This is a genomic window from Flavobacterium arcticum (assembly GCF_003344925.1).
GTDB classification, from domain to species: Bacteria; Bacteroidota; Bacteroidia; order Flavobacteriales; family Flavobacteriaceae; genus Flavobacterium; species Flavobacterium arcticum.
In genome coordinates, this window is the sequence record NZ_CP031188.1 from 710,493 (window position 1) to 731,380 (window position 20,888).

At 34.0% G+C, this 20,888-nt stretch carries 17 protein-coding genes; 8 read left to right on the plus strand and 9 right to left on the minus strand.

Features of this window, described 5'->3' with window-relative positions; genetic code table 11:
* The first annotated feature begins 210 nt into the window (after window positions 1–210).
* Window positions 211–1,461, plus strand: coding sequence for a methionine adenosyltransferase (gene metK, locus DVK85_RS03290; RefSeq protein ID WP_114677065.1), 1,251 nt, complete (start codon window positions 211–213; stop codon window positions 1,459–1,461).
* Window positions 1,462–1,537: 76 nt separating this feature from the next.
* On the opposite strand, the gene DVK85_RS03295 is transcribed toward metK, so the two are convergent.
* The 5 genes from DVK85_RS03295 to DVK85_RS03315 all read right to left on the minus strand — a co-directional run bounded on the left by DVK85_RS03295 (window position 1,538) and on the right by DVK85_RS03315 (window position 8,600).
* Window positions 1,538–2,014 carry a hypothetical protein gene (locus tag DVK85_RS03295; protein WP_114677066.1) on the minus strand — a complete coding sequence of 159 codons (477 nt, stop codon included), beginning with the start codon at window positions 2,012–2,014 and terminating at the stop codon, window positions 1,538–1,540.
* A gap of 98 nt (window positions 2,015–2,112) precedes the next feature.
* Window positions 2,113–4,866 carry a TonB-dependent receptor gene (locus DVK85_RS03300; protein ID WP_114677067.1) on the minus strand — a complete coding sequence of 918 codons (2,754 nt, stop codon included), beginning with the start codon at window positions 4,864–4,866 and terminating at the stop codon, window positions 2,113–2,115.
* A gap of 56 nt (window positions 4,867–4,922) precedes the next feature.
* Window positions 4,923–5,807, minus strand: a complete 885-nt coding sequence (locus tag DVK85_RS03305) for a GLPGLI family protein (protein ID WP_114677068.1) — start codon at window positions 5,805–5,807, stop codon at window positions 4,923–4,925.
* Window positions 5,808–6,040: 233 nt separating this feature from the next.
* Entirely contained in the window at window positions 6,041–7,282 is a 1,242-nt protein-coding gene (locus DVK85_RS03310; RefSeq protein WP_127960546.1) for a PorV/PorQ family protein, read from the minus strand.
* The gene (locus tag DVK85_RS03315) at window positions 7,272–8,600 is read right to left on the minus strand and encodes a DUF4270 family protein (RefSeq protein ID WP_114677070.1); all 1,329 of its coding nucleotides are present in this window, start codon (window positions 8,598–8,600) and stop codon (window positions 7,272–7,274) included. The genes DVK85_RS03310 and DVK85_RS03315 overlap by 11 nt, the downstream gene beginning before the upstream one ends.
* A 219-nt stretch (window positions 8,601–8,819) precedes the next feature.
* Here DVK85_RS03315 and DVK85_RS03320 point away from each other — a divergent pair, with 219 nt between their 5' ends.
* The 7 genes from DVK85_RS03320 to DVK85_RS03350 all read left to right on the plus strand — a co-directional run bounded on the left by DVK85_RS03320 (window position 8,820) and on the right by DVK85_RS03350 (window position 14,295).
* The gene (locus DVK85_RS03320; RefSeq protein WP_127960547.1) at window positions 8,820–9,707 is read left to right on the plus strand and encodes a DUF6268 family outer membrane beta-barrel protein; all 888 of its coding nucleotides are present in this window, start codon (window positions 8,820–8,822) and stop codon (window positions 9,705–9,707) included.
* 3 nt (window positions 9,708–9,710) lie between these two features.
* Window positions 9,711–10,697, plus strand: a complete 987-nt coding sequence (locus tag DVK85_RS03325) for a Kelch repeat-containing protein (protein ID WP_114677072.1) — start codon at window positions 9,711–9,713, stop codon at window positions 10,695–10,697.
* An 18-nt stretch (window positions 10,698–10,715) separates the two neighbouring features.
* The gene (locus DVK85_RS03330; protein ID WP_114677073.1) at window positions 10,716–11,021 is read left to right on the plus strand and encodes a DUF4907 domain-containing protein; all 306 of its coding nucleotides are present in this window, start codon (window positions 10,716–10,718) and stop codon (window positions 11,019–11,021) included.
* 227 nt (window positions 11,022–11,248) lie between these two features.
* Entirely contained in the window at window positions 11,249–12,100 is an 852-nt protein-coding gene (locus DVK85_RS03335) for a sensor histidine kinase (RefSeq protein WP_162845282.1), read from the plus strand.
* Window positions 12,090–12,806 carry a LytR/AlgR family response regulator transcription factor gene (locus DVK85_RS03340; protein ID WP_240339563.1) on the plus strand — a complete coding sequence of 239 codons (717 nt, stop codon included), beginning with the start codon at window positions 12,090–12,092 and terminating at the stop codon, window positions 12,804–12,806. The genes DVK85_RS03335 and DVK85_RS03340 overlap by 11 nt, the downstream gene beginning before the upstream one ends.
* 80 nt (window positions 12,807–12,886) lie before the next feature.
* Entirely contained in the window at window positions 12,887–13,681 is a 795-nt protein-coding gene (locus DVK85_RS03345) for a hypothetical protein (protein ID WP_114677075.1), read from the plus strand.
* On the plus strand, window positions 13,681–14,295 hold the full coding sequence (locus tag DVK85_RS03350) for a deoxynucleoside kinase (RefSeq protein WP_114677076.1): 615 nt from the start codon (window positions 13,681–13,683) through the stop codon (window positions 14,293–14,295). Before DVK85_RS03345 ends, DVK85_RS03350 begins: the two co-directional genes overlap by 1 nt.
* An 87-nt stretch (window positions 14,296–14,382) precedes the next feature.
* Here DVK85_RS03350 and DVK85_RS03355 read toward each other — a convergent pair whose 3' ends face one another.
* From DVK85_RS03355 to DVK85_RS03370, 4 genes are all read right to left on the minus strand, one after another.
* The gene (locus DVK85_RS03355; RefSeq protein WP_127960548.1) at window positions 14,383–14,721 is read right to left on the minus strand and encodes a hypothetical protein; all 339 of its coding nucleotides are present in this window, start codon (window positions 14,719–14,721) and stop codon (window positions 14,383–14,385) included.
* A 221-nt stretch (window positions 14,722–14,942) separates the two neighbouring features.
* A complete protein-coding gene (locus tag DVK85_RS03360) occupies window positions 14,943–17,372 on the minus strand; it encodes a sodium-translocating pyrophosphatase (protein WP_114677078.1) in 2,430 nt (809 codons plus the stop codon).
* Window positions 17,373–17,486: 114 nt separating this feature from the next.
* Window positions 17,487–18,017, minus strand: coding sequence for an inorganic diphosphatase (locus DVK85_RS03365; RefSeq protein ID WP_114677079.1), 531 nt, complete (start codon window positions 18,015–18,017; stop codon window positions 17,487–17,489).
* A 317-nt stretch (window positions 18,018–18,334) separates the two neighbouring features.
* A complete protein-coding gene (locus DVK85_RS03370; protein ID WP_114677080.1) occupies window positions 18,335–20,830 on the minus strand; it encodes a DUF5686 and carboxypeptidase-like regulatory domain-containing protein in 2,496 nt (831 codons plus the stop codon).
* Window positions 20,831–20,888 lie beyond the last annotated feature (58 nt).

Sequence of the window (20,888 nt, forward strand, 5' to 3'; positions counted from 1 at the left end):
ATTATAACCTTTTCGTAAGTAGTACTAATAAAATCTTAAAACAGATGAAGGCTTTTTTTATTTGAAATAGGTTTTATACCTTTGCTACATAAATTCTGAGGAAAGATTTGTACTGATTGCAACCTCTATAAAAAATGCTAAAGCAGGATACTTCTCCCCTTTAGTTTAGCGTTGCATTATTCTTTCCTCCTTAATAATTATAATAGTATTATGGCATATTTATTTACGTCAGAATCAGTGAGTGAAGGACACCCTGATAAAATAGCTGACCAGATTTCGGATGCACTTATCGATAACTTTTTAGCTTTCGACCCCGATTCGAAAGTAGCTTGCGAAACTTTAGTAACTACAGGACAGGTAATACTTGCCGGAGAGGTAAAATCTAAAACCTACCTTGATGTACAGCAAATAGCCCGTGAGGTTATTAAAAAAATAGGATATACTAAAAGTGAGTATATGTTTGATGCCAACTCATGCGGTATTCTTTCGGCTATACATGAGCAGTCGCAAGACATTAACCAAGGTGTTGACAGACAAAGTAAAGAAGAGCAAGGAGCAGGTGACCAAGGTATGATGTTTGGCTATGCTACTAATGAAACTGAAGATTATATGCCTTTGGCATTAAATTTATCGCATAAATTATTACAAGAACTTGCTGTACTACGCCGTGAAAATAGTGAGATTACTTACTTGCGTCCTGATGCAAAAAGCCAAGTAACATTAGAGTATGATGATGACAACAAGCCTGTAAGAATTGAAGCTATTGTTATATCTACACAACATGATGATTTTGCTGAAGAGGCTACTATGCTAGCAAAGATTGATAAAGATATTAAAGAGATATTAATACCGCGTATTATAAAAAATAATCCGCAGTATGCACACCTGTTTAATGATGCTATACAATACCATATTAACCCTACGGGTAAATTTGTAATTGGTGGTCCTCATGGCGATGCTGGGCTTACTGGTCGTAAAATTATTGTAGATACTTATGGTGGTAAAGGTGCACACGGTGGTGGTGCTTTCTCTGGTAAAGACCCTAGTAAAGTTGACAGAAGTGCTGCCTATGCTACACGCCATATTGCTAAAAACTTAGTTGCTGCTGGTGTAGCAGATGAAATATTGGTACAAGTATCCTATGCTATTGGCGTAGCTAAACCAATGGGTATATTTGTTGATACTTATGGTACAAAAAAGGTAAACCTTACTAATGGTGAAATTGCCAAGAAAGTAGAACAACTATTTGATATGCGTCCTTACTTTATAGAGCAACGCCTGAAGTTGAGAAACCCTATTTATAGTGAAACAGCTGCTTACGGACACATGGGGCGCAAGCCAGAAACGGTTACTAAAACGTTTACTGCTCCTAACGGTGAGCAAAAAACAGTGGAAGTAGAACTTTTTACTTGGGAAAAACTAGACTATGTAGATAAGGTAAAAGAAGCTTTTGAACTTTAATAAAAAAGCTAAACTCTTGAAAATAAAAAAGCCTGCTCTTATATAAGAGCAGGCTTTTTATATATTTTAGTATGCCTTATAGAGAGCAATAAATAACTTCGAATGTACCATTGATGTTATTTTCATCTTCATAAAAACCTGTTGCTTTCACCTTACCTTTAACCGTAGTTTCTGTAATAGATATTATTTCTATCTCTGCATCAAGCGAACCCTCAAAATCATCACTATTCACATCTCTAAATTGTAGTGTCATTTCTCCTTGAGATCTACTGTATGTACCTACTGTTGCAGGAACAGAAATCCATATAGGACTCTCAACTTCAGAATCACAACCTATCACATTTGCATCTAAATAAATGTAAAGACTTGATGTACCGTTAAGTTCAATAGCTCTTGATGTACCTCCACCAATAACAAAACTTTCATCATATATAACTCCAGAAACAGGTGTAGTAGCAAATCCATCTGGTGTTGTTACTTCAAAATCATCAGAAGAGCTACATGAGGTAATTAGTGCTGCTGTAAGAAACAGGCAATAAATAATTTTTTTCATTTTCATTTAATTATTGCGCAAATATATATTAATTATATCAATTCATTTTGCGTTTTAATTTACAAACCCAAAAGCAACCAAGTAGTCAAAATAAAACCTTATAAATTATACCTTATGTTTAGTAGTAAGTAACGTGGCTGTACTGTATAGCGCGAAGTATAGGTAGAGAACTGATTAAAACTATCATCATTAAGTGATGTGGTATCAAGCAGGTTTGTTCCGCTCACTTTAAATTCCCAGTGACTGTCTTTTTTGCGATACATTATCTCTGCACTCAAAAAGTCATACTCGTTATCTGATGTCTTGTCGCTGTTGTAATAATGATTGTATTCATAATCAACTTTTACCGTGAATGCATCCCAAAAAAAGTAGTTGATATTAGCAAATGGTTTACTGTTATAAAATTTACTGTCGGCATAATCATTAATACTAATTGAATATCCTACTTCTAGATTAGGTACTGTTTTATAATTAGTAGAAAAACTTGTTTTATAGCTTTGTGTAAACTGCTCGTTTACCTGTCTAACGGCATTTTCTATAGTAGCAGGTTCTGATGTATTTTGCCCATCATTCCTAAAATTATTAAACTTACTCCATGCGACACTTGCATTAAATCCTGCTTTATAAAATCGGGCAAAACTCCTGTTATATCCTCCAGAAGCGGTAAAACTTTCATCGGCAAAATTAGAGTTTGCTACTGTACCTATCTGGTTGATTCCACTAAAAGAAGAAAGGCTTTTTATAGCATCCATCTGGCGGGTATAGTTTACATTACCGTAGAGTTGAGTAAAGTTGAACATATTATACTTAAAGTATGTAAGAGAATGATTTTGATATAAACCGTTATCTAAATTAGGGTTTCCCTGAAACAATGATTTATAACTATTAAGTACTAGCCCTCTTGCAAAATCAGATACATCTGTAAAACTAGTAGTCATAGAATAGTTGTATATCAATCTTTCCATTTTCTTTATCTGAAATTGTGCAAAAAAATCAGGCAACACTCTAGTAAAGTTATTACTAACTTTATTATCTAACTGATCGTTATAGGTAGTATAACTATGTAAGCTAACACCAGGGTTAAATTCAAACTTACCTTTTATAAACCTATAATGCACCCCGAGGAAAACATCATTAAAAACATAGTTAACATCATTTTTTGTATTATCACTCATGTTATTAGTATCACCATCATCTAACAACTGAAACATCGAAGAATTGAAATTTTGGTAGGAATAGGTATTACCTAACGTAAGGTTAAGACTGCTTTTTGCATTAACCATGTAGTAATAATCTAGTTTAGCATCTAGTTTATTGGTAGTTACAAATCTGTTTTGATTTACATTATACCTATCTGCTTCTAGTAATCCCAATGAAAGTGAAGGATCGCTACCTGCAACATCTGGAAAAGGGTTATTGCCCAGATTAGCACTATACAATGGATCTTCGTCTTGGTATAAGTGTTGTGCCTCAAAAGCAAATATATTCTTATCGTCAAGCGTGTAATATAAATTCAAGTTTTGGTTAAACGAAAAAGGCTTTTGCTTTTTATTGGTATAAACATTCTGACTCTGCGCTGTTTCGGGTGTTACCACCGAAAATAAACCGTTAGCTTCTTCTTGATTAGATGTTTTTAGTAAAAAATCATAATCAAACTGCAAATTCTTATTTGGTTTATACGAAGAACTAAGCTTTACAAGAGCAAACTCATTTGTTTGTTGCGATGTCTCTTCTACATCTTGTATTGTTTCAGGGTCGCCTGTTTCTGTATTAAGCAACGTAGTGCGACTCACGGTTTCCATTTCTGTATCACTAGAATTAATTATAGCAAAACCACTAATTGTCCAGCTTTTTGTAGGGTTATAACTAAAATTGGCAGCACCAAATTTAGTTTCTATCTCTTTTGCTCTATTATTTCGCATTAAAGAAAGTCCTAAGCTATTAGAGCCAACATTAAATGATGTACCTCCTTTTTTCATTACATTTCGAAAACCACCTGTAAGATTAAAATAATCTCGCATTGTTAATGGTAATTCGCCTGTATTATTCATGTTTCCAATAAAATTGAACGTGTATTCTGGGTTGTAGTAAAATATTTTTGGCGCTGCGATATAACGATCGCCATCACCAATACTGGCACCTGCAGTTATATTACCAAACCAAAAGTTCTTTTTACCATCTTTTAGCTTAATATTCATTGCTAGGTTATCTTGATTGTTTTGCACACCGCTAAGCTGCCCTACTTCGCTATAATTACGCAGTACTTCTATCTTACTAACTGCATCAGCAGGAATATTTTTTACACCTAACTTGGTATCTCCATCAAAAAAATCTTTACCCTCTACCATCAGCTTGCCTACCTTCTTGCCTTCTACCTCTACTTCTCCATCATCATTTACTTCAACACCTGGTAGTTTTTTAAGTATATCTTCTAGCTTACGTTCAGAACCGTTTGTAAACGAGTCTGAATTATATACTATAGTATCGCCTTTTATGGTTACAGGCATTTCGTGTACTATCTCTACGCCCTGAAGTTCTACCCCCTCATTAAGTGTAATGTCTTTAACAATATTATCAGTACCTGTTGTAATTTCTTCTTCAAAGGTTGTATAACCAATGTAACTAGCTTTAACAATATAGGTTGTATTAGGCTTTAACGACAATTGATATTTACCTGCATCATTAGTAATAGCATAAGAGTCCATAGCATTAGTAACTTTATTTATAGCCATTACATTAGCCATTTCAAGCCCTATACCTTGATCGTCTTTAAGTGTGCCTTCTATTCGTATATTTTGTGCAAATGAAACTGTTGATACTAACAGTAACATTGATGTGAAGAATTTAATCATTTAGCATTTATGTATTGGTAAGTATTATTATAAAATGAGCGGAAAATTATTGAGTATTAACCTCTCATACGACCACCTCGACCACCTTGACCTTGATACATTTCACGCATTTCTTGTATTTTTTTTGTCATAATTTCTTCAAACTCTGCCTGCGTTACCTTTTCTCCTTTTTTAGGCGCTTTTATTGCTGCTTTTTCTTTTACGTTAAGTACCACTTTAGAGCATAACATAGTTGTTTTTCCGTCTGATACTTCGAGTATAAGTCCTGGCAGCCCCCAGTAATTTTCAGGACCTTGACTTATAGGTATTTCGGGAGCATACCATGCCGTTATTGTTTTCTCTGTTGGCATTTCTATCATATCCATAAAGTTGGTACTCTTTTGTTCCTCTTCGTTTTTGGCTTCCATTTCTTGCTCTGCACCTTTCTTAGGACGAAAATTCATCATATTCGATTTATCTACAGGTACTATTGCTGTTGCTTTATAACAAGTATAGTTTCCTATCTTCTTGCTCTCACCTTCCATTTTCCAGACAATTTTTGGCAATGTATCGGTAACTAGAAATTCTTTCCCAAAAATTTCCTTTTCTATAAGAAACACTTTATCCTTTATATTTTTATAGTGTTTACCTCCACCACCTGTCATAGATGACATCATCATTCGCATCCTGCCTCCGCCTTGATTAGGTGAATCTAGTTTTTCTTCTTCTTGGTATATTGATGCTGTTTTATCAAAGTTGAGTATAAATGTTTTTTCGAGCATTTGTTTCATACGCTCTTCTATCATTTTTTTCATCTCTGGAGTAATTTCTCTATTACCAAACCTTGACATATCTTCGTCAAGGCTAGTTTTAGACTCATATACTGCCATTCCTTGAAAATCTTGAGCCTGTACGCCTATAGTCGCTATAATTGCAATTAAAAAACTTGTGATTTTTTTCATAATAATAAACTTTATACCTGTTAGACTATTAAAAGGCCTTTTGGTTACATGGGTGTATCGTAAAAAATTCAGAATCTGTAGTAAATTAAACAAGAAGAGCTAGTGGTAACAAAAAATGGCGATAAACAAAGTAATTTAATCTGTAAATACTCTAATTGTTCACAAATCATAAACATTACTTTATTTACCGCACATAAAATAAAAAAACATTATTCAACTTAACATCAACTCAATTAATCATATTTTCTTTTTTTAAACCAAATATCTGAGAGGCTTATATTTACTGTAAAAAGATGGTATTTTTCTTCGGTAAGTGTTGTTGTTATAACACCTCTTTGTCCGTAGCTATAAGACAGGTTAAGAAACGAGTTCCCCGAACCTCTAATTGGTAGTCCTATTCCTGAGGTAAAAGCAACATTTTTAACTCTTGCTCCTCCCACTTCTAGATAACCGTTATCTGCATTAAAGCCTAACCTGTACCGTACCTGATCAAAGTAACTATATCTATTTTTATTTCTAAAATATTCAAAACCGACGCCTATAAAATCTTGATCTGTAAAACTCCCTAAGTTATCTTCCATATCAGTAGCATTCCAAAAAGAACGTTTATAATCGGCATTTACAGTAAGTACATCTGCAAAAACATATTTTGCTCCAATAGTAAACTCTAAAGGGAGCTTAAAACTTGATATACTTCTACCGCCTATATCTTCAACCTCTGCACTATAATAATCTACGATCTTATTTACCAATCTATCCTGCTTACCTGAAAGCGATACAGGAAGATTAATTACTGATGCTATATCTAATTTTTCGTTCACCTTATATTGAGCTCCTACTCCAAAACGAATACCTCTGTAATAACTTTTTTCGTTTATAGACAGGTAATCGTTATTAATAGTAATTACTTCAGTTTCTTCTATATTGCCAAAATAGTAACTCGCATTAACACCCAAATTTAGCTTGTTATTAAATTTTCTTCCATAGGTTAACATCGCATTATTAAGCCCACCCGAGCCTTCTATATCGCTCGAGTAGGTGTCTGCATTACCTTCTACTGATCCTGTTACACCTTGCAAAAAATAACCGACATCAGAATATGGGGATAATGAAAAACCTATTGCAGATTTATCTGTAAGACCTATTGCCATACTTATATTAGAAAAATTATACGTTGTTGTGCTTTTTTGGTCATCAATAGTAGCCATATTATTTTTCTCTCCCTTTATACCTATATCAAAGAGAAATGAGTTTTTAAAAATACCAGCATAAGATGCAGGATTAAGGTTATTAAGCTCCGTTTCGCTAGAAAATGCAATACCGCTTTTGCCTAACGCATTTGTTTTACCAACCCCTGCTTCGTTTAGCCTACCTAAGCCAAAAAGAGAATAAGGAGAACTTGTTTGATTATTGGATTGTGAAAACACTTTGACAGTACAAAACAGTAAACACAGTACCGTTATTCTATTTATCATATATAATATAAGTTAATTCTAGCCTCGATTCGTAATCGCTATTATTTTCGCCATTTAAAATGAGTCTTTCTGTTGCAGAATTGAAGTGTAACGGAATAAATGTTAACCCGTAATTAAGGTAAGTACTATTGGTAATTACTTTTTCTAAAAAGGCTTCGACAGGTACATAAAGGTATACTTCATTTATCTCCTCGTCACTATAATCTATATATCCAGCTACTATATCCCCTCCACTATTATACAGTGGGGCAAGTATGTCATTATTCTGATCTAGTACATATACATAAAGTGAGTCACTGGGGTATACCTTTTTATCATAGTAGGCACTATTAAGCTTTATTTTAAGATTAGCTTTAAAGATAGAACCGTTGTTATTATTTATATACCGAACATCACGAATATTAGGGAAAGTAACTTTAGTGGTTATCCCAATACCTGATTGTATATAGGTTAAGTCATTTAAACTTGCAGAAGTTGCTTCGTTTTCCTTTCCGTTTACATTCTCTAATGGGGTGCCATTTCTATCACTTTCTATTTTGCTGAAAAATTTTTTATTCGAATTCGTCCTAAAATTTAAATCCATAAACTCACTCTCTGAGCTTGACTGATCTGGAAGTGAATAGTATATCCTTATATAGGTTTCGGCAATATTAAATGCTATTATAGAAGCATCCTCAGTATCGTCAGGAGCTATTTTCAATCCTTTAAAATAGTCGGTAAATTGCTCTTGATCGTTAATTATATTACTCTGTATCTTGTCAAATAGATTTTGCCCAAAAGCATCAGTCAGTCGTATTGCTATAGAGTCATTGCTTATTCTAGGATAAAATGTTTTTTGTCCTATTATAGTATTGCTCGATTCAATATCAGAAGTATTATAAAAATAACTCTCATTATTCTTATATCTAATCTCTTTGGTAAGCTCTTGTATTTTAATTGTTTTTTGTAACAGGGTGTCGTTATAATAAAACCCATCATATTTTAGGCTAACTGCAATACTATCAAAAGTAGCCTCTTCATCTAAACTATAAGTTTCAGGTGTAAAATCGGCAAAAGCAGTAGCTTTTATTACTCCAAAATACGGATCAGAATATCGACCTACCAAAACTCTATTTTGTCCTTCATTTATTATACTATCATACCTAAAGGTGCTCATCCTAATATCAAAGGTATCAACAACTACAATCCTTACATTACTCTCCGTAAAACCTTCGCCTGGGTCATAAGCATCATCAACTATATCGTTATTACACGACACAAACATGAGTGCAATAAATATAGAACAACAACAAATAACACTATATAATCTGTTCATCATAAGAAATTAAACAGCCAAAGTACCCCTATTAGTATGCTACAAAAAAAGATATATATGCCTTATACATATACCTCTATAAAAAGACCTTTTTAGGCTATAAACACACTTAAACTAATCTATAGATGCTATTTAATGTTTTGTAGTTAAAAACCGCCTAACCGTATATTGATGTTTCCTATACCTTAAAATCAAGATATGTTTGTCTGAAATTTTGTTACTATGTCGAGATTATTTACTGTTCTATTCTTATTGGTATTTGCAACACAAAGTTATTCGCAAGAAACAGTAAACACTATAAAGTATAATTATAATGCTTTTTATGATGGTAATAATACTGCATTAGTAAACCATAATGCAACATTAAATTATAAACAAAAACTATCTAATAGCAGGATTACATATACAGGAACTTTTAATGCTTATAACTTTGAATATACAGGGACAAATATGCCATTTACTACTGTAGGTATAGAAAATATAAATTCGCTTGAACTAGATATAATGTATAGCCAAAATATAAGCAACAACTGGAGCGCTACAGCCGCTATTGCCCCCACGGTTGTTGCCGATTTTGGCAACATCCTAACATCAAAAGACGTATACCTTGGTTTTTTTGCAGGAGCAAACTATATAACTAGCGATAAAAAATCCAGTTTAAATTTTGGAGTTGGATATAAAGGTTATTTTGGCAAATACAGACTATTACCAATAATAAACTTTAGTAAAAAAGTAAACGAAAAGCTGTCTTATACACTAGGTATTCCTGCAACCAGCCTAACGTATAATATAAACCAAAAGCACCGTATAAAATCAGAAATCGCGGTTGATGGATTCTATTCTAAAATAAGAGGTGACAATTATTTTTATACTTCGGGAGGAGGGCAGGATACCGAATTTAAAATTAATGCATTGCAAATGGTTATGGTTACAGGAGGTATTGAATACAACTATATATCTAGCGAAAGCTGGATAGCCTCTTTTAAAGTAGGACATAATATATATAGCAGTCTTGATGCTATTGATGATCAAGACAATGAACATGAAATAAGTTTTAATAACGATATAAACATATCTGTAGGTTTTATATATAATATAAATTTTAATTAAATTATGAAAAAGCACTTTTTAAAAAGAAATAACACACTGTTTTTTGGTCTAGCATTATGTACAGCATTTGTAACAAGCTGCTCTAGCGACGATAGTAGCAAATTAGGTAACTGGATTACAGGAACTGTTTTTGATGGCGCACCTAGAAGTAGTGCTGTATCTTTCATGATAGGCGACTATGGCTATGCAGGAACAGGTTATGATGGCGATTATTACCTTAACGATTTTTGGCAATATGATATAAATGGTGGTTACTGGGTACAAAAAGCTGATTTTCCTGGTGAAGGCAGAAGCTCTGCCGTAGGATTTTCTGTAAATAATGCAGGATACATTGGTACAGGATATAATGGTACAGATGAACTTGGCGATTTTTATGAGTATAATCCTAGTGATAACTCATGGGAGCAAATAGCCGACTTTGGTGGTACTACAAGACGCGCAGCAGTAGGCTTTGGCTCTGCTACAAGTGGCTATGTAGGATCTGGATTTGATGGTGATAATGATAAAAAAGACTTTTGGAAATACAACCCAAGTACTGATACTTGGGAAGAAATGTTTGGTTTTGGCGGTAATAAAAGAAGAGAAGGTGTAACTTTTACCATTGGTACAAATGTATATTTTGGCACAGGGTCTTCTAACGGGTTAAATGTTGATGACTTTTGGGTATTTGACACTAATACTGAAACATGGACAAAACTAAAAGACTTAGACGACGATGATAATTATACCGTAGAAAGATCTAACGCTGTAGGATTCTCTATAGGCAGTTATGGTTACATCGCTGGTGGTGATGCAAATAGTGTATGGGAATATGACCCAGCTAATGATGATTGGGATGAAAAGACTAACTTTGAAGGCACTCCGAGACAAGATGGCGCAGCGTTTAATACAGATTCAAGAGCATTTATATTTTTAGGTAAATATGGCAATTATTACTTTGATGATATGTATGAGTTTAGACCTTTTGAAGAATATGACGATGAAGATTAATTTTTAAATTAAGTCACAATGAAACTTTATTGTAAAACAATAGCTATTATGCTACTACTATGTTCATGTAATACCAAAAAAAAAGGTGATTTAAAAAGTATTATATATCCTGTAGAAAATGGGTATGGTTATAAAATAACCCATAACAACAAAATACTCATTAACCAAGCACATATACCAAGTATTGAGGGCAATAAAGTTTTTTGTGATAGTATTGATGCAGCAAAAACAGCTAGCTTTGTAAAGGAGCTAATAAAAAGTAAAAAATCGCCTACTATTACCAAAGCTGATTTGACAGCGTTAAATATAAAAACGAAATGCTAAAAAATATCCCTACTCATTTTACAGTCGGAAAAAAATCTATCACTTTCAGGTTTTTTTTACTGCATTTCTTTTTCTGGCTATTGTTTCTTTTTTTACCCGTAGCAAACTATTTTGTAGGAAATCGTGATTTTTCTGTTGACATGTTCATCAAAACAATTTTTTCTTTCGGTATATTTTACCTTAATTATTTTGTTTTAGTCCCGCAATTTTTACTAAAAAAAAAGCTGTTGCATTATTTTGTTGCAGCGGCTATTATACTTGTAGTTTTCACCTTTTTGTTCACAAACTACTTTGATCATTTCACCCCAAATAAAGAGATGAAAGAAGTAATGGAGAAGAGACTACCTCGAATGAAAAAACCAGAGGGAGGACTATTCTTTATGCGGTTTTTTCCTAATGTGATAATGATTATACTACACCTTGCATTTAGTGCAATGTTTAAAATATATGTAGAATGGAATGATAGCTTTAAAAAACAACAAGTGGCTGAAACGGAGAAAAAAATATCTGAGCTCAACTTTTTAAAAGCGCAATTAAACCCGCATTTCTTTTTCAATTCGCTCAATACCATATTTTCTTTGGCTATTAAAAAGTCAGATAAAACATCTGTAGCAGTTCTAAACCTTTCTGACTTGATGCGCTATATGCTTTATGAAACCAATAAAGAAATGGTATTACTAAACGAAGAGCTTTTGTATATAGAAAACTATATTGAGTTGCAAAAACTCCGCCTTACAGAAAATAATAAAATAGAATATGAGGTAATAGGAAACCCCAATGGCATAAAGATACCTCCGTTACTTTTTATCTCGTTTATAGAAAATGCTTTTAAACATGGTATAAGTACCGCTACAAATAGCGAAATTTATATTAAATTTAATATCTCTAAAAAAGAAATACATTTTTTTATCGTTAACGATATCAATAAGCAACCAAAAAATGATGAGGCTTCGGGACTTGGTATGGAAAACACACTTAAAAGAATAGCACTCTATTTTCCTGAAAGTCATACCCTAAAAACGTATGTAGAAGACAATAAATTTTATGTAGATTTAAACCTAAAACTTAATGAAAATTAAAACAGTTATAATAGATGACGAGCCACTGGCAATAGATGTTATAAAAAACTATTGCGACACTATTTCGGACATCGAGGTACTTAATTGTTTTACCAATCCTGTAGAGGCAATGGGGTTTATTAATAAAAACAGTGTCGATCTTATTTTTATTGATATCGAAATGCCACTGTTGTCTGGTATCGAGTTTATAAATACTTTAAAACTAAAATGCCAATTTATTTTCACCACCGCCTATCCGCAATTTGCTATCGATGGTTTTGAGCTCGAAGCTGCAGATTATCTTATAAAACCTATATCGTATATCCGTTTTTTAAAAGCGTTTAATAAAGTTAATAAAACAACATCAAATCAATCTTTTACTACAAGTCCTCCAACGTTTGAAAGTAGTAATAATGATGACTTTTTATTTATCAAATCAGAACACGAAAGCATCAAAGTATTCATATCTGACATCAAATATATAGAAGGGCTAAAAGACTATCTTAAAGTTAACCTGAGTAATGGTAAATACATTCTTACATTATCTAACTTTAAGAATATGATGGGCAAATTGCCTGAAAAATCATTCATTCGAGTACACAATTCTTATATAGTAAATCTTAAGTACATTACATCGGTACAACGCAATCGTATACTAATTAACGAATCTAGAATACCAATTAGCGAATCGTACAAAAAGAGCTTTTTTGAACGTATAAATATATAAACCTTCACAATAGTGCTATCATATACAGTGTTATTAGTACTTTTATAAACTAAAAACAGTAGGTTAGCTTATATTTGTATATGAATTTTCGACTTGTACTACTCTTTATACTATACCCTGTAATGCTGCTAGCACAGCAAAAGGCAATACCTGCTAAAGTAATATCTAAAGTGGCTATTGGTACAGAACGCTACATTGGTACAGATGCTTTTGGGTGGAAATACACCATTAAAAACAATGTATTTATAAAACAGAAAGACGGGAAAAACTTAAAATACAATAGTGTTTCGCTAGGCGATATTTATCGTGCCGATTTACAAAGCCCATTACAGATCGTATTATTTTATAAAAACTTCAATACCGCTGTATTACTAGATAATCAGTTAAACGAAACCACCCGCATTAACTTTTCGCAACTACAACAACCCTTACTTGCCGAAGCTGTAGGACTTGCATCGCAAAATAGACTTTGGGTATATGACACCAACACGCAACAAGTAGGGTTATATGATATTAATAAAGAAAGTTTTAAAACCCTTACACCACCTTTCAATAAGACATTACAATACTACCAGTCAGGATATAATTATTTTTATTGGGTAGATGATAGTAATAACCTATATGCCGTAAACGTTTTTGGTAAGGTAAACTCCTTGGGGCAATTACCCAGCTTTAAGAAAGTGAAATTTATTAATGACAAGCAGATTTTACTTGAAAAAGATGATGTACTGTACCTGTACAGTCCGCAAAAAAACAGCCTGCAAAAAATAGAAATCATTGAAAAAAGCTTTGATAATTTTTACTATTCCGACCAAATTTTGTCTATTTTTACCAACAACGAAATCATACAATATAACGTAACACTACCTGAATAATGCATATAGCTGTAGCCGGAAATATTGGTGCCGGAAAGACCACGTTAACAGAATTATTAGCTAAACATTTTAAATGGGAACCGCATTATGAAGATGTAGTTGACAATCCTTACTTAGATGATTTTTATCATCAAATGGAGCGATGGTCGTTTAACCTACAAATTTACTTTCTTAACAGCCGTTTTAACCAGATATTACAAATACGCGAAAGCGGAAAGAACATTATACAGGATAGAACCATATATGAGGACTCCCATATATTTGCACCCAACCTACACGCTATGGGACTAATGAGTAACAGGGATTTTAATAACTACAAATCGCTGTTTGAACTAATGGAAGGTTTTGTAGGAGCTCCTGATTTACTTATTTACCTGCGCAGCTCGATACCCAACTTGGTAAAACAAATACACAGCCGAGGGCGCGATTATGAAAACTCTATCTCGATAGATTACCTAAGCCGTCTTAACGAGCGCTATGAAGCATGGGCACAAGGGTATGATAAAGGCAAACTACTAATACTAGACGTAGATAACCTTGACTTTGTAAATAACCCCGAAGATTTAGGTACTATCATCAATAAAATTGACGCGGAATTGAATGGATTGTTTTAAAAAAAATAATACAACTATCTAAAAATCAATATAAGTAAAGCCCCAAAATATTTTGAGGCTTTACTTATTATAAAATATTATATTTAACTAGTAGTCTATATCAAAAGAGCCATTAGTAAAACTAAATGTTTCATTATCTCCATCCAAAAGTATAGATTTAACTGAACCATGAAACGTTCCCTTAAGCCTATGCTCAGTATTCACTTCTACATTATCTAAAATATCCCCTACACTAATTTCACGATATACGCCATTATCATTGTTATATATTACTTCATAGATCATTTCATCTCCAACATAATTAATAGTAGTTTCAAAAGATATAGTTTCAGAATGGTTTGGGGTTAATGCCGTAACATAAACTCTATCTCCACTAATTTCTACATCAACTTCATCAAATGATTTATCTATTCCATTAATAGTCACAGACAATGGAGCATTAACCGAATCGTTTGAATCATCATTTGAACATGAGCTTAAAACTGCTGTACAAACAACAATAAATAGGTGAATTTTTTTCAATTGGATATCCTTTTTATTTTGAAGTGAAGTTATTTATTTATTTTGAATATTACAACACATGCATCCTCTTAACACAAAAAAAGCCCCGCAATGCGAGGCTGTTTGTTTATACTAAAGAGCTTTTACTACTCGCTTAATTTATCTTTAAACTCTGTAATTTTATTATTTACCTCTTCCTCTGTACCAGAGAAAACTTGCTCATCAGTTTTAAGCTGCTCTTTACTACTGTAAGTCGAAATTGTTACGGTAGCCGTTACATTTCCGTCATTATCTTTTTGTCTATCAATAGATATTTCCTTACGGCTTTCCTGCCCCATTATAACAGGTTGTTCTATAACCGTAGCATGCGACACGTCAAGACCGTCATTAGCACCATGTCCGCCTAATATTGGTGCAATTACAAGCCCTATAAGACACGTTAGCTTTATCAATATATTCATAGATGGTCCTGATGTATCTTTAAACGGATCTCCTACCGTATCGCCCGTCACCGCAGCTTTGTGCGCGTCAGAACCCTTATAAGTCATTTCTCCATTAATCATTACACCTGCCTCAAACGATTTTTTAGCATTATCCCATGCACCACCCGCATTGTTTTGGAATACTGCCCATAACACTCCAGATACCGTTACCCCTGCCATATAACCACCTAGCATTTCGGCTACCAGTTGATTATTTTCAGGATAAATAAACATTCCTAAAAGTACAATAGCAATAGGGAAACCTATAGTAAGTACACCTGGCAACATCATTTCGCGCAAGGCTGCCTGTGTAGATATTTCTACACACTTGCCATACTCTGGCTTGCCTGTGCCTTCCATAATACCTGGTATCTCTTTAAACTGTCTTCTCACCTCATATACCATCTCCATAGCAGCTTTACCTACCGAGTTCATGGCAAGTGCCGAGAACACTACAGGCACCATACCACCCACAAAGAGCATTGCCAGTACTGGTGCTTTAAAAATGTTAATACCATCTATCCCTGTAAAGGTAACATAGGCAGCAAACAACGCTAATGAAGTAAGTGCAGCCGAAGCAATAGCAAAACCTTTACCTGTTGCAGCTGTAGTATTCCCCACCGAGTCTAAAATATCGGTACGGGTACGTACTTCTTTAGGGAGTTCACTCATCTCGGCAATACCACCTGCATTGTCAGATATTGGTCCAAAAGCATCAATAGCAAGTTGCATTGCAGTTGTAGCCATCATAGCCGAAGCTGCAAGTGCTACACCATAAAAACCTGCAAAAGCATAAGATGACCAAATAGCAGCTGCAAATAATAGTACTGTTGGGAAAGTAGATATCATACCCGTAGCAAGTCCTGCTATAATATTAGTTCCTGCTCCAGTACTCGATTTTTGTACAATAGCAAGTATTGGTTTTTTACCAAGCCCTGTATAATATTCTGTAACCGATGATATAACACCACCTACTACTAAGCCCACCAAAGCAGCATAAAACACTCGGATAGACGATATATCTTTAGCACCTTCACCATAAAACTCCATTTTTATAGTATTTGGCAACATATAATTTATTAGGAAATAACATGAAATTGCAACCAATACTATAGAGACCCAATTACCTATATTAAGGGCTCCTTGCACCTGTGCTTCTTTGGCATCATTACTGCTTATTTTTACTAGCATAGTACCTATTATTGAGAATAATATCCCGAAACCTGCTATTGCCATAGGTAGTAATATTGGTCCTATACCTCCAAAGGCATCGGTAAAGCTAGGATTGTCTATTAAAATATCTCTTAGTACATAATTACCTAAAACCATTGCTGCAAGTACTGTTGCTACATACGACCCAAAAAGATCGGCACCCATACCTGCTACATCACCTACATTATCACCTACATTATCTGCAATAGTTGCAGGGTTACGAGGGTCATCTTCAGGAATACCTGCCTCTACTTTACCCACAAGGTCAGCCCCTACATCAGCAGCTTTAGTATAAATACCACCTCCTACACGGGCAAATAATGCTATAGATTCTGCTCCTAACGAAAAACCTGCAAGTGTTTCAAGTACTATTGTCATATCGGCAGCATTTGTCCATACACCTTCCATAAAATAATGAAAAAAGAAGATAAAAAACGCTGTTAGTCCTAATACGGCAAGACCTGCAACACCAAGCCCCATAACGGTACCACCGCCAAAAGAAACTTTTAATGCTTGTGGCAAACTGGTTCTTGCTGCTTGTGTAGTTCTAACATTGGTTTTGGTTGCTATTTTCATACCCATATTTCCAGCAAGTGCCGAAAATATTGCTCCAAAAATAAAAGCCACCACTATAAGCATATCAGTAGTAGGAACAAAATATGCAATTGCCGCAAGTGCTATACTGGCTGCTATTACAAAAAAGGTTAATAACCTATATTCTGCTTTCAAAAAGGCAAGTGCACCTTCATAGATGTGATCTGAAATTTCTTTCATTTTACCATCTCCGGCATCCTGCTTTAACACCCAGGATCTTTTTATTGCCATAAAAAGAAGACCCAGTACAGCCATTATAGCTGGCACGTAAATCATAATTGAATCCATAAATAATAGTTTGGTTTGTTGTTAAATTATTGTAAATATAACGAAACCAACGAAAAAAAAGCAATACCCATTAGTAGAATATTGCTTTTTCCTTATTTTATTATGAAATTCTAATTATCCAATACTGAACAATCCTTCTGGTCTATTCTCTATAGTATCAAAACGATCTACACACTTGTCTATAATTTCGCGAGCTTCATTTACATCGCCCCATCCGCCAACATCAACTTTCTTTTGCTCAAGATCTTTATATACTTGGAAGAAATGTTCTATCTCTTTTAATAGGTGTGGATTCATATCATCTAGATTTTCCAATTTGTTCCAAATTGGATCTGATACTGGCACACATACAATTTTTTCATCTGGTCCTTTTTCATCAGCCATATGGAAAACACCAATAGGTTTTACTTCCATTACACAACCAGGAAAAGTAGGCTCTGTAACCAACACTAATACATCAAGAGGATCTCCATCAAGTGCAAGAGTTTCAGGAATAAAACCATAATCGGCAGGATACATCATAGAAGAAAAAAGCATCCTGTCGTAGCGTATTTTTTTTAATTCGAAGTCATATTCATACTTGTTCCTGCTTCCCTTTGGGATTTCTATCAGAACATCAAATGTTTTTAGGTTTGCTGCAGACATATTATATATTTATTTCTTTTATTAAGCGATTGCAAAAGTAGCACAAAAATAGTGTTTTGCAAGTCTTTACAAGCCTATTAGGCATAGTAAATTAACATATTCACGTAAATTTAATGCAAAATATACATAAGGGTTTTTATGACTTTAATTATCATTATTACAAATAATGCCAATAACAACAACTAAAAAACTGACTTACAGAAACATATAGAAAAGTTACTACGAGAAATATATTTACATATTAAATAAACGAATACTACTCATTGACTTTCAATCAGTCTTAGTCTATTATTTGTAAAACATCAATTGTGTGATTCTTAGAAATGAAAACCAAAGACACCTTTTACAGTAAACTTATTGGCATCGGGTAGGTTAAGGTAGTTACCTCTCCATGCAAAGTCAATACGGAATACTCTAAAAATATTACCTATCCCTGCATGATATTCCCAATATATATCCTCGGGCGCTCTATAATCAATGCTTGATGCATTAAGCCTCCTGTTATCATCAGACACTGTACCATATACTCCTTTTACCCCTACTATTTCTCGTAGGTTTAGATCTCTTAATAATGGAATACGGGAGAACAACCTTCCGTTAAAATTATGTTCTAAGTGTAGCGACACATATTCATCTGCCACAAATTCATAATAATTCATTAGGTTATAAGTATTCGGAATAATAAAGTAAGACTGGTTACCCGGTATTACCCCCATAAGTCCTAGCGGTACTTCGCCAAATATTTTACCTGCCTCTAGCGTGGTAAAGAAACGCCCAAAACCACCTACTAATATGGGTTGCCTGTAATAAAACTGTAACTTTCTGTAATTAAAATCATTACTGGTAACACCATCAATACCGTGTGAAAAGTTAAGATATAATCTCGTATAATCGTCACTATCCACATCAGATCGTTCTACACCATACCCTATCGTTCTACGTCCTGGTGTATAATCTATCAGCAAGCCATATTCTAATTGCTCTACATAACCTTTTGTCCCTTTAGACGGGTCGTTAGGGTCTATAAAGTAATCGAGCCTAAAGGTATCATATGATGCCGACTTTAGTGTACGGTATGAGGTATTTGCTCTAAAAACAACATTCTTGAGCGGTTCTATCTCTACCGAAAAGTTACTAAAGTTTACTGAAGTAAGTTTACTATTGTCACCACTAGCAAACAATGCTGACGAAGCAAAACTCCTACCCAATACATCAGTAGAACCCGTAAGACTCACCCCTATCTGCTCTACATCTCGACGCGTACCTCCAGCAAGTATAATACGTTTCTTTTTGTCTACCATCCATTTTCCCGAAACACCATATTTAAACTGGTCATCTTTAAAACCATAAGCGGTATAACCTTCTATACGCCAAGGGTCATTTTGCCCAAAATAGGTACGCCCTCCAGTTCGAAGCCTTAATCCCTCTACATCATTATACCCAAAGCTTGAAAAAATAGGACCATAATCAAAATTACCCATCTGGTAATAGCCACTACCTAATGTAGCTACAAGGGTATACATTCGTTTAAACTTAGGTACTGTTTTTAACGTATCGAGCATTTTATAAACCGCTTTTTCGTCTTTGTTTAGCGATTCGAAACGATTATATGCCCAATACTCTTCAGATCGTTTATGTACAGAGTCGTTATAATAGTTCACCTCTTTAGCATAAAAATCTTTCGGCTTTTCAATATCAAATTCATAATCTCTAAAAAGCGTTGTACGCTTACCATATACCCCTTTCGATTCTTCTTTTTTACGCAGCGCAAAGTCTGACATCATATGGTCTCGCTTTAACAAAAACACCGAATCGTTCAGTACATCAAATTCCTGTTCTATATAAATATCTTTCACCCAGTTGATATTAGCTCCCTTACTGGCAGCCATACTTATTTTCTTTATGGCAAAAGTGGTATCGTTTACCCAAAAATTCCCTTTAAACGTAAGTTCATTTTTACGCCGCGGATAAAACACTATGTTATAGCACCACTTATCTTCTATATAAGTACTATCGTGCAACACATAGTTATACACATTAATACCCGTACGCGATAGCGGGCTCACAAAGTCTTTATCAAAAAACTTGAGATAGTTATTATAAATATCATAATCGGCATATAGGTCTTTTACAAAAGCTATAATTTGCTGGTTATCGCTAAACCCTGAGTTCTTATTCGCTTGTTGTATTTCCTTTTCGCTATTAGTAGTATTATCTCCATATACCTCGCTAAGGCTTTCGTTTATAAAAATAGGTAAGTACGTTTTTCCTGTAACACTCGATGTGTCTACATGTTTAAAGATAAACTCCATACCTCTAAATATCTTGCTCGCCATAAAAGCACTATCTATAGTATTCATGTCAAACTCTACCTTCTCGTATTTATCATATTGGTATTGGTCGAACATTTTAAGACCATTTTTACGACGGCGTTCCCATATTTTTCGAAGAATATCTAGCGCTGGGTTATTTTTTTTTGATGTTTTACCAGAGTACAATACTACTTCTTTAAGCTCTTGAGAATCGTTAAGCACTACTTTCATATTATAAGTAACTGCTTTTTCAAGAGGTATCTCTTCGGTAGCAAAACCCACGAAAGAAACTACTATTATAGAATGATTGTTTTGAGATTCCAGATAAAACTTTCCGTTTTCATCTGTTATAACACCTTCGCTAGATGCTTTAAAATATACGTTAGCATATGGTATGGGCTCGTTTGTTTTATCTAGCACCACCCCACTCACCTTAATTTGTGCGAAAATAGTGTTGGCAAGTAGCAGTAAAAACCCTAATAGTAGTAATTCTCTTTTCATATATCTATAAACAAAAACTTCATCATAATAGTATGATGAAGTTTCAAATATAACGGTT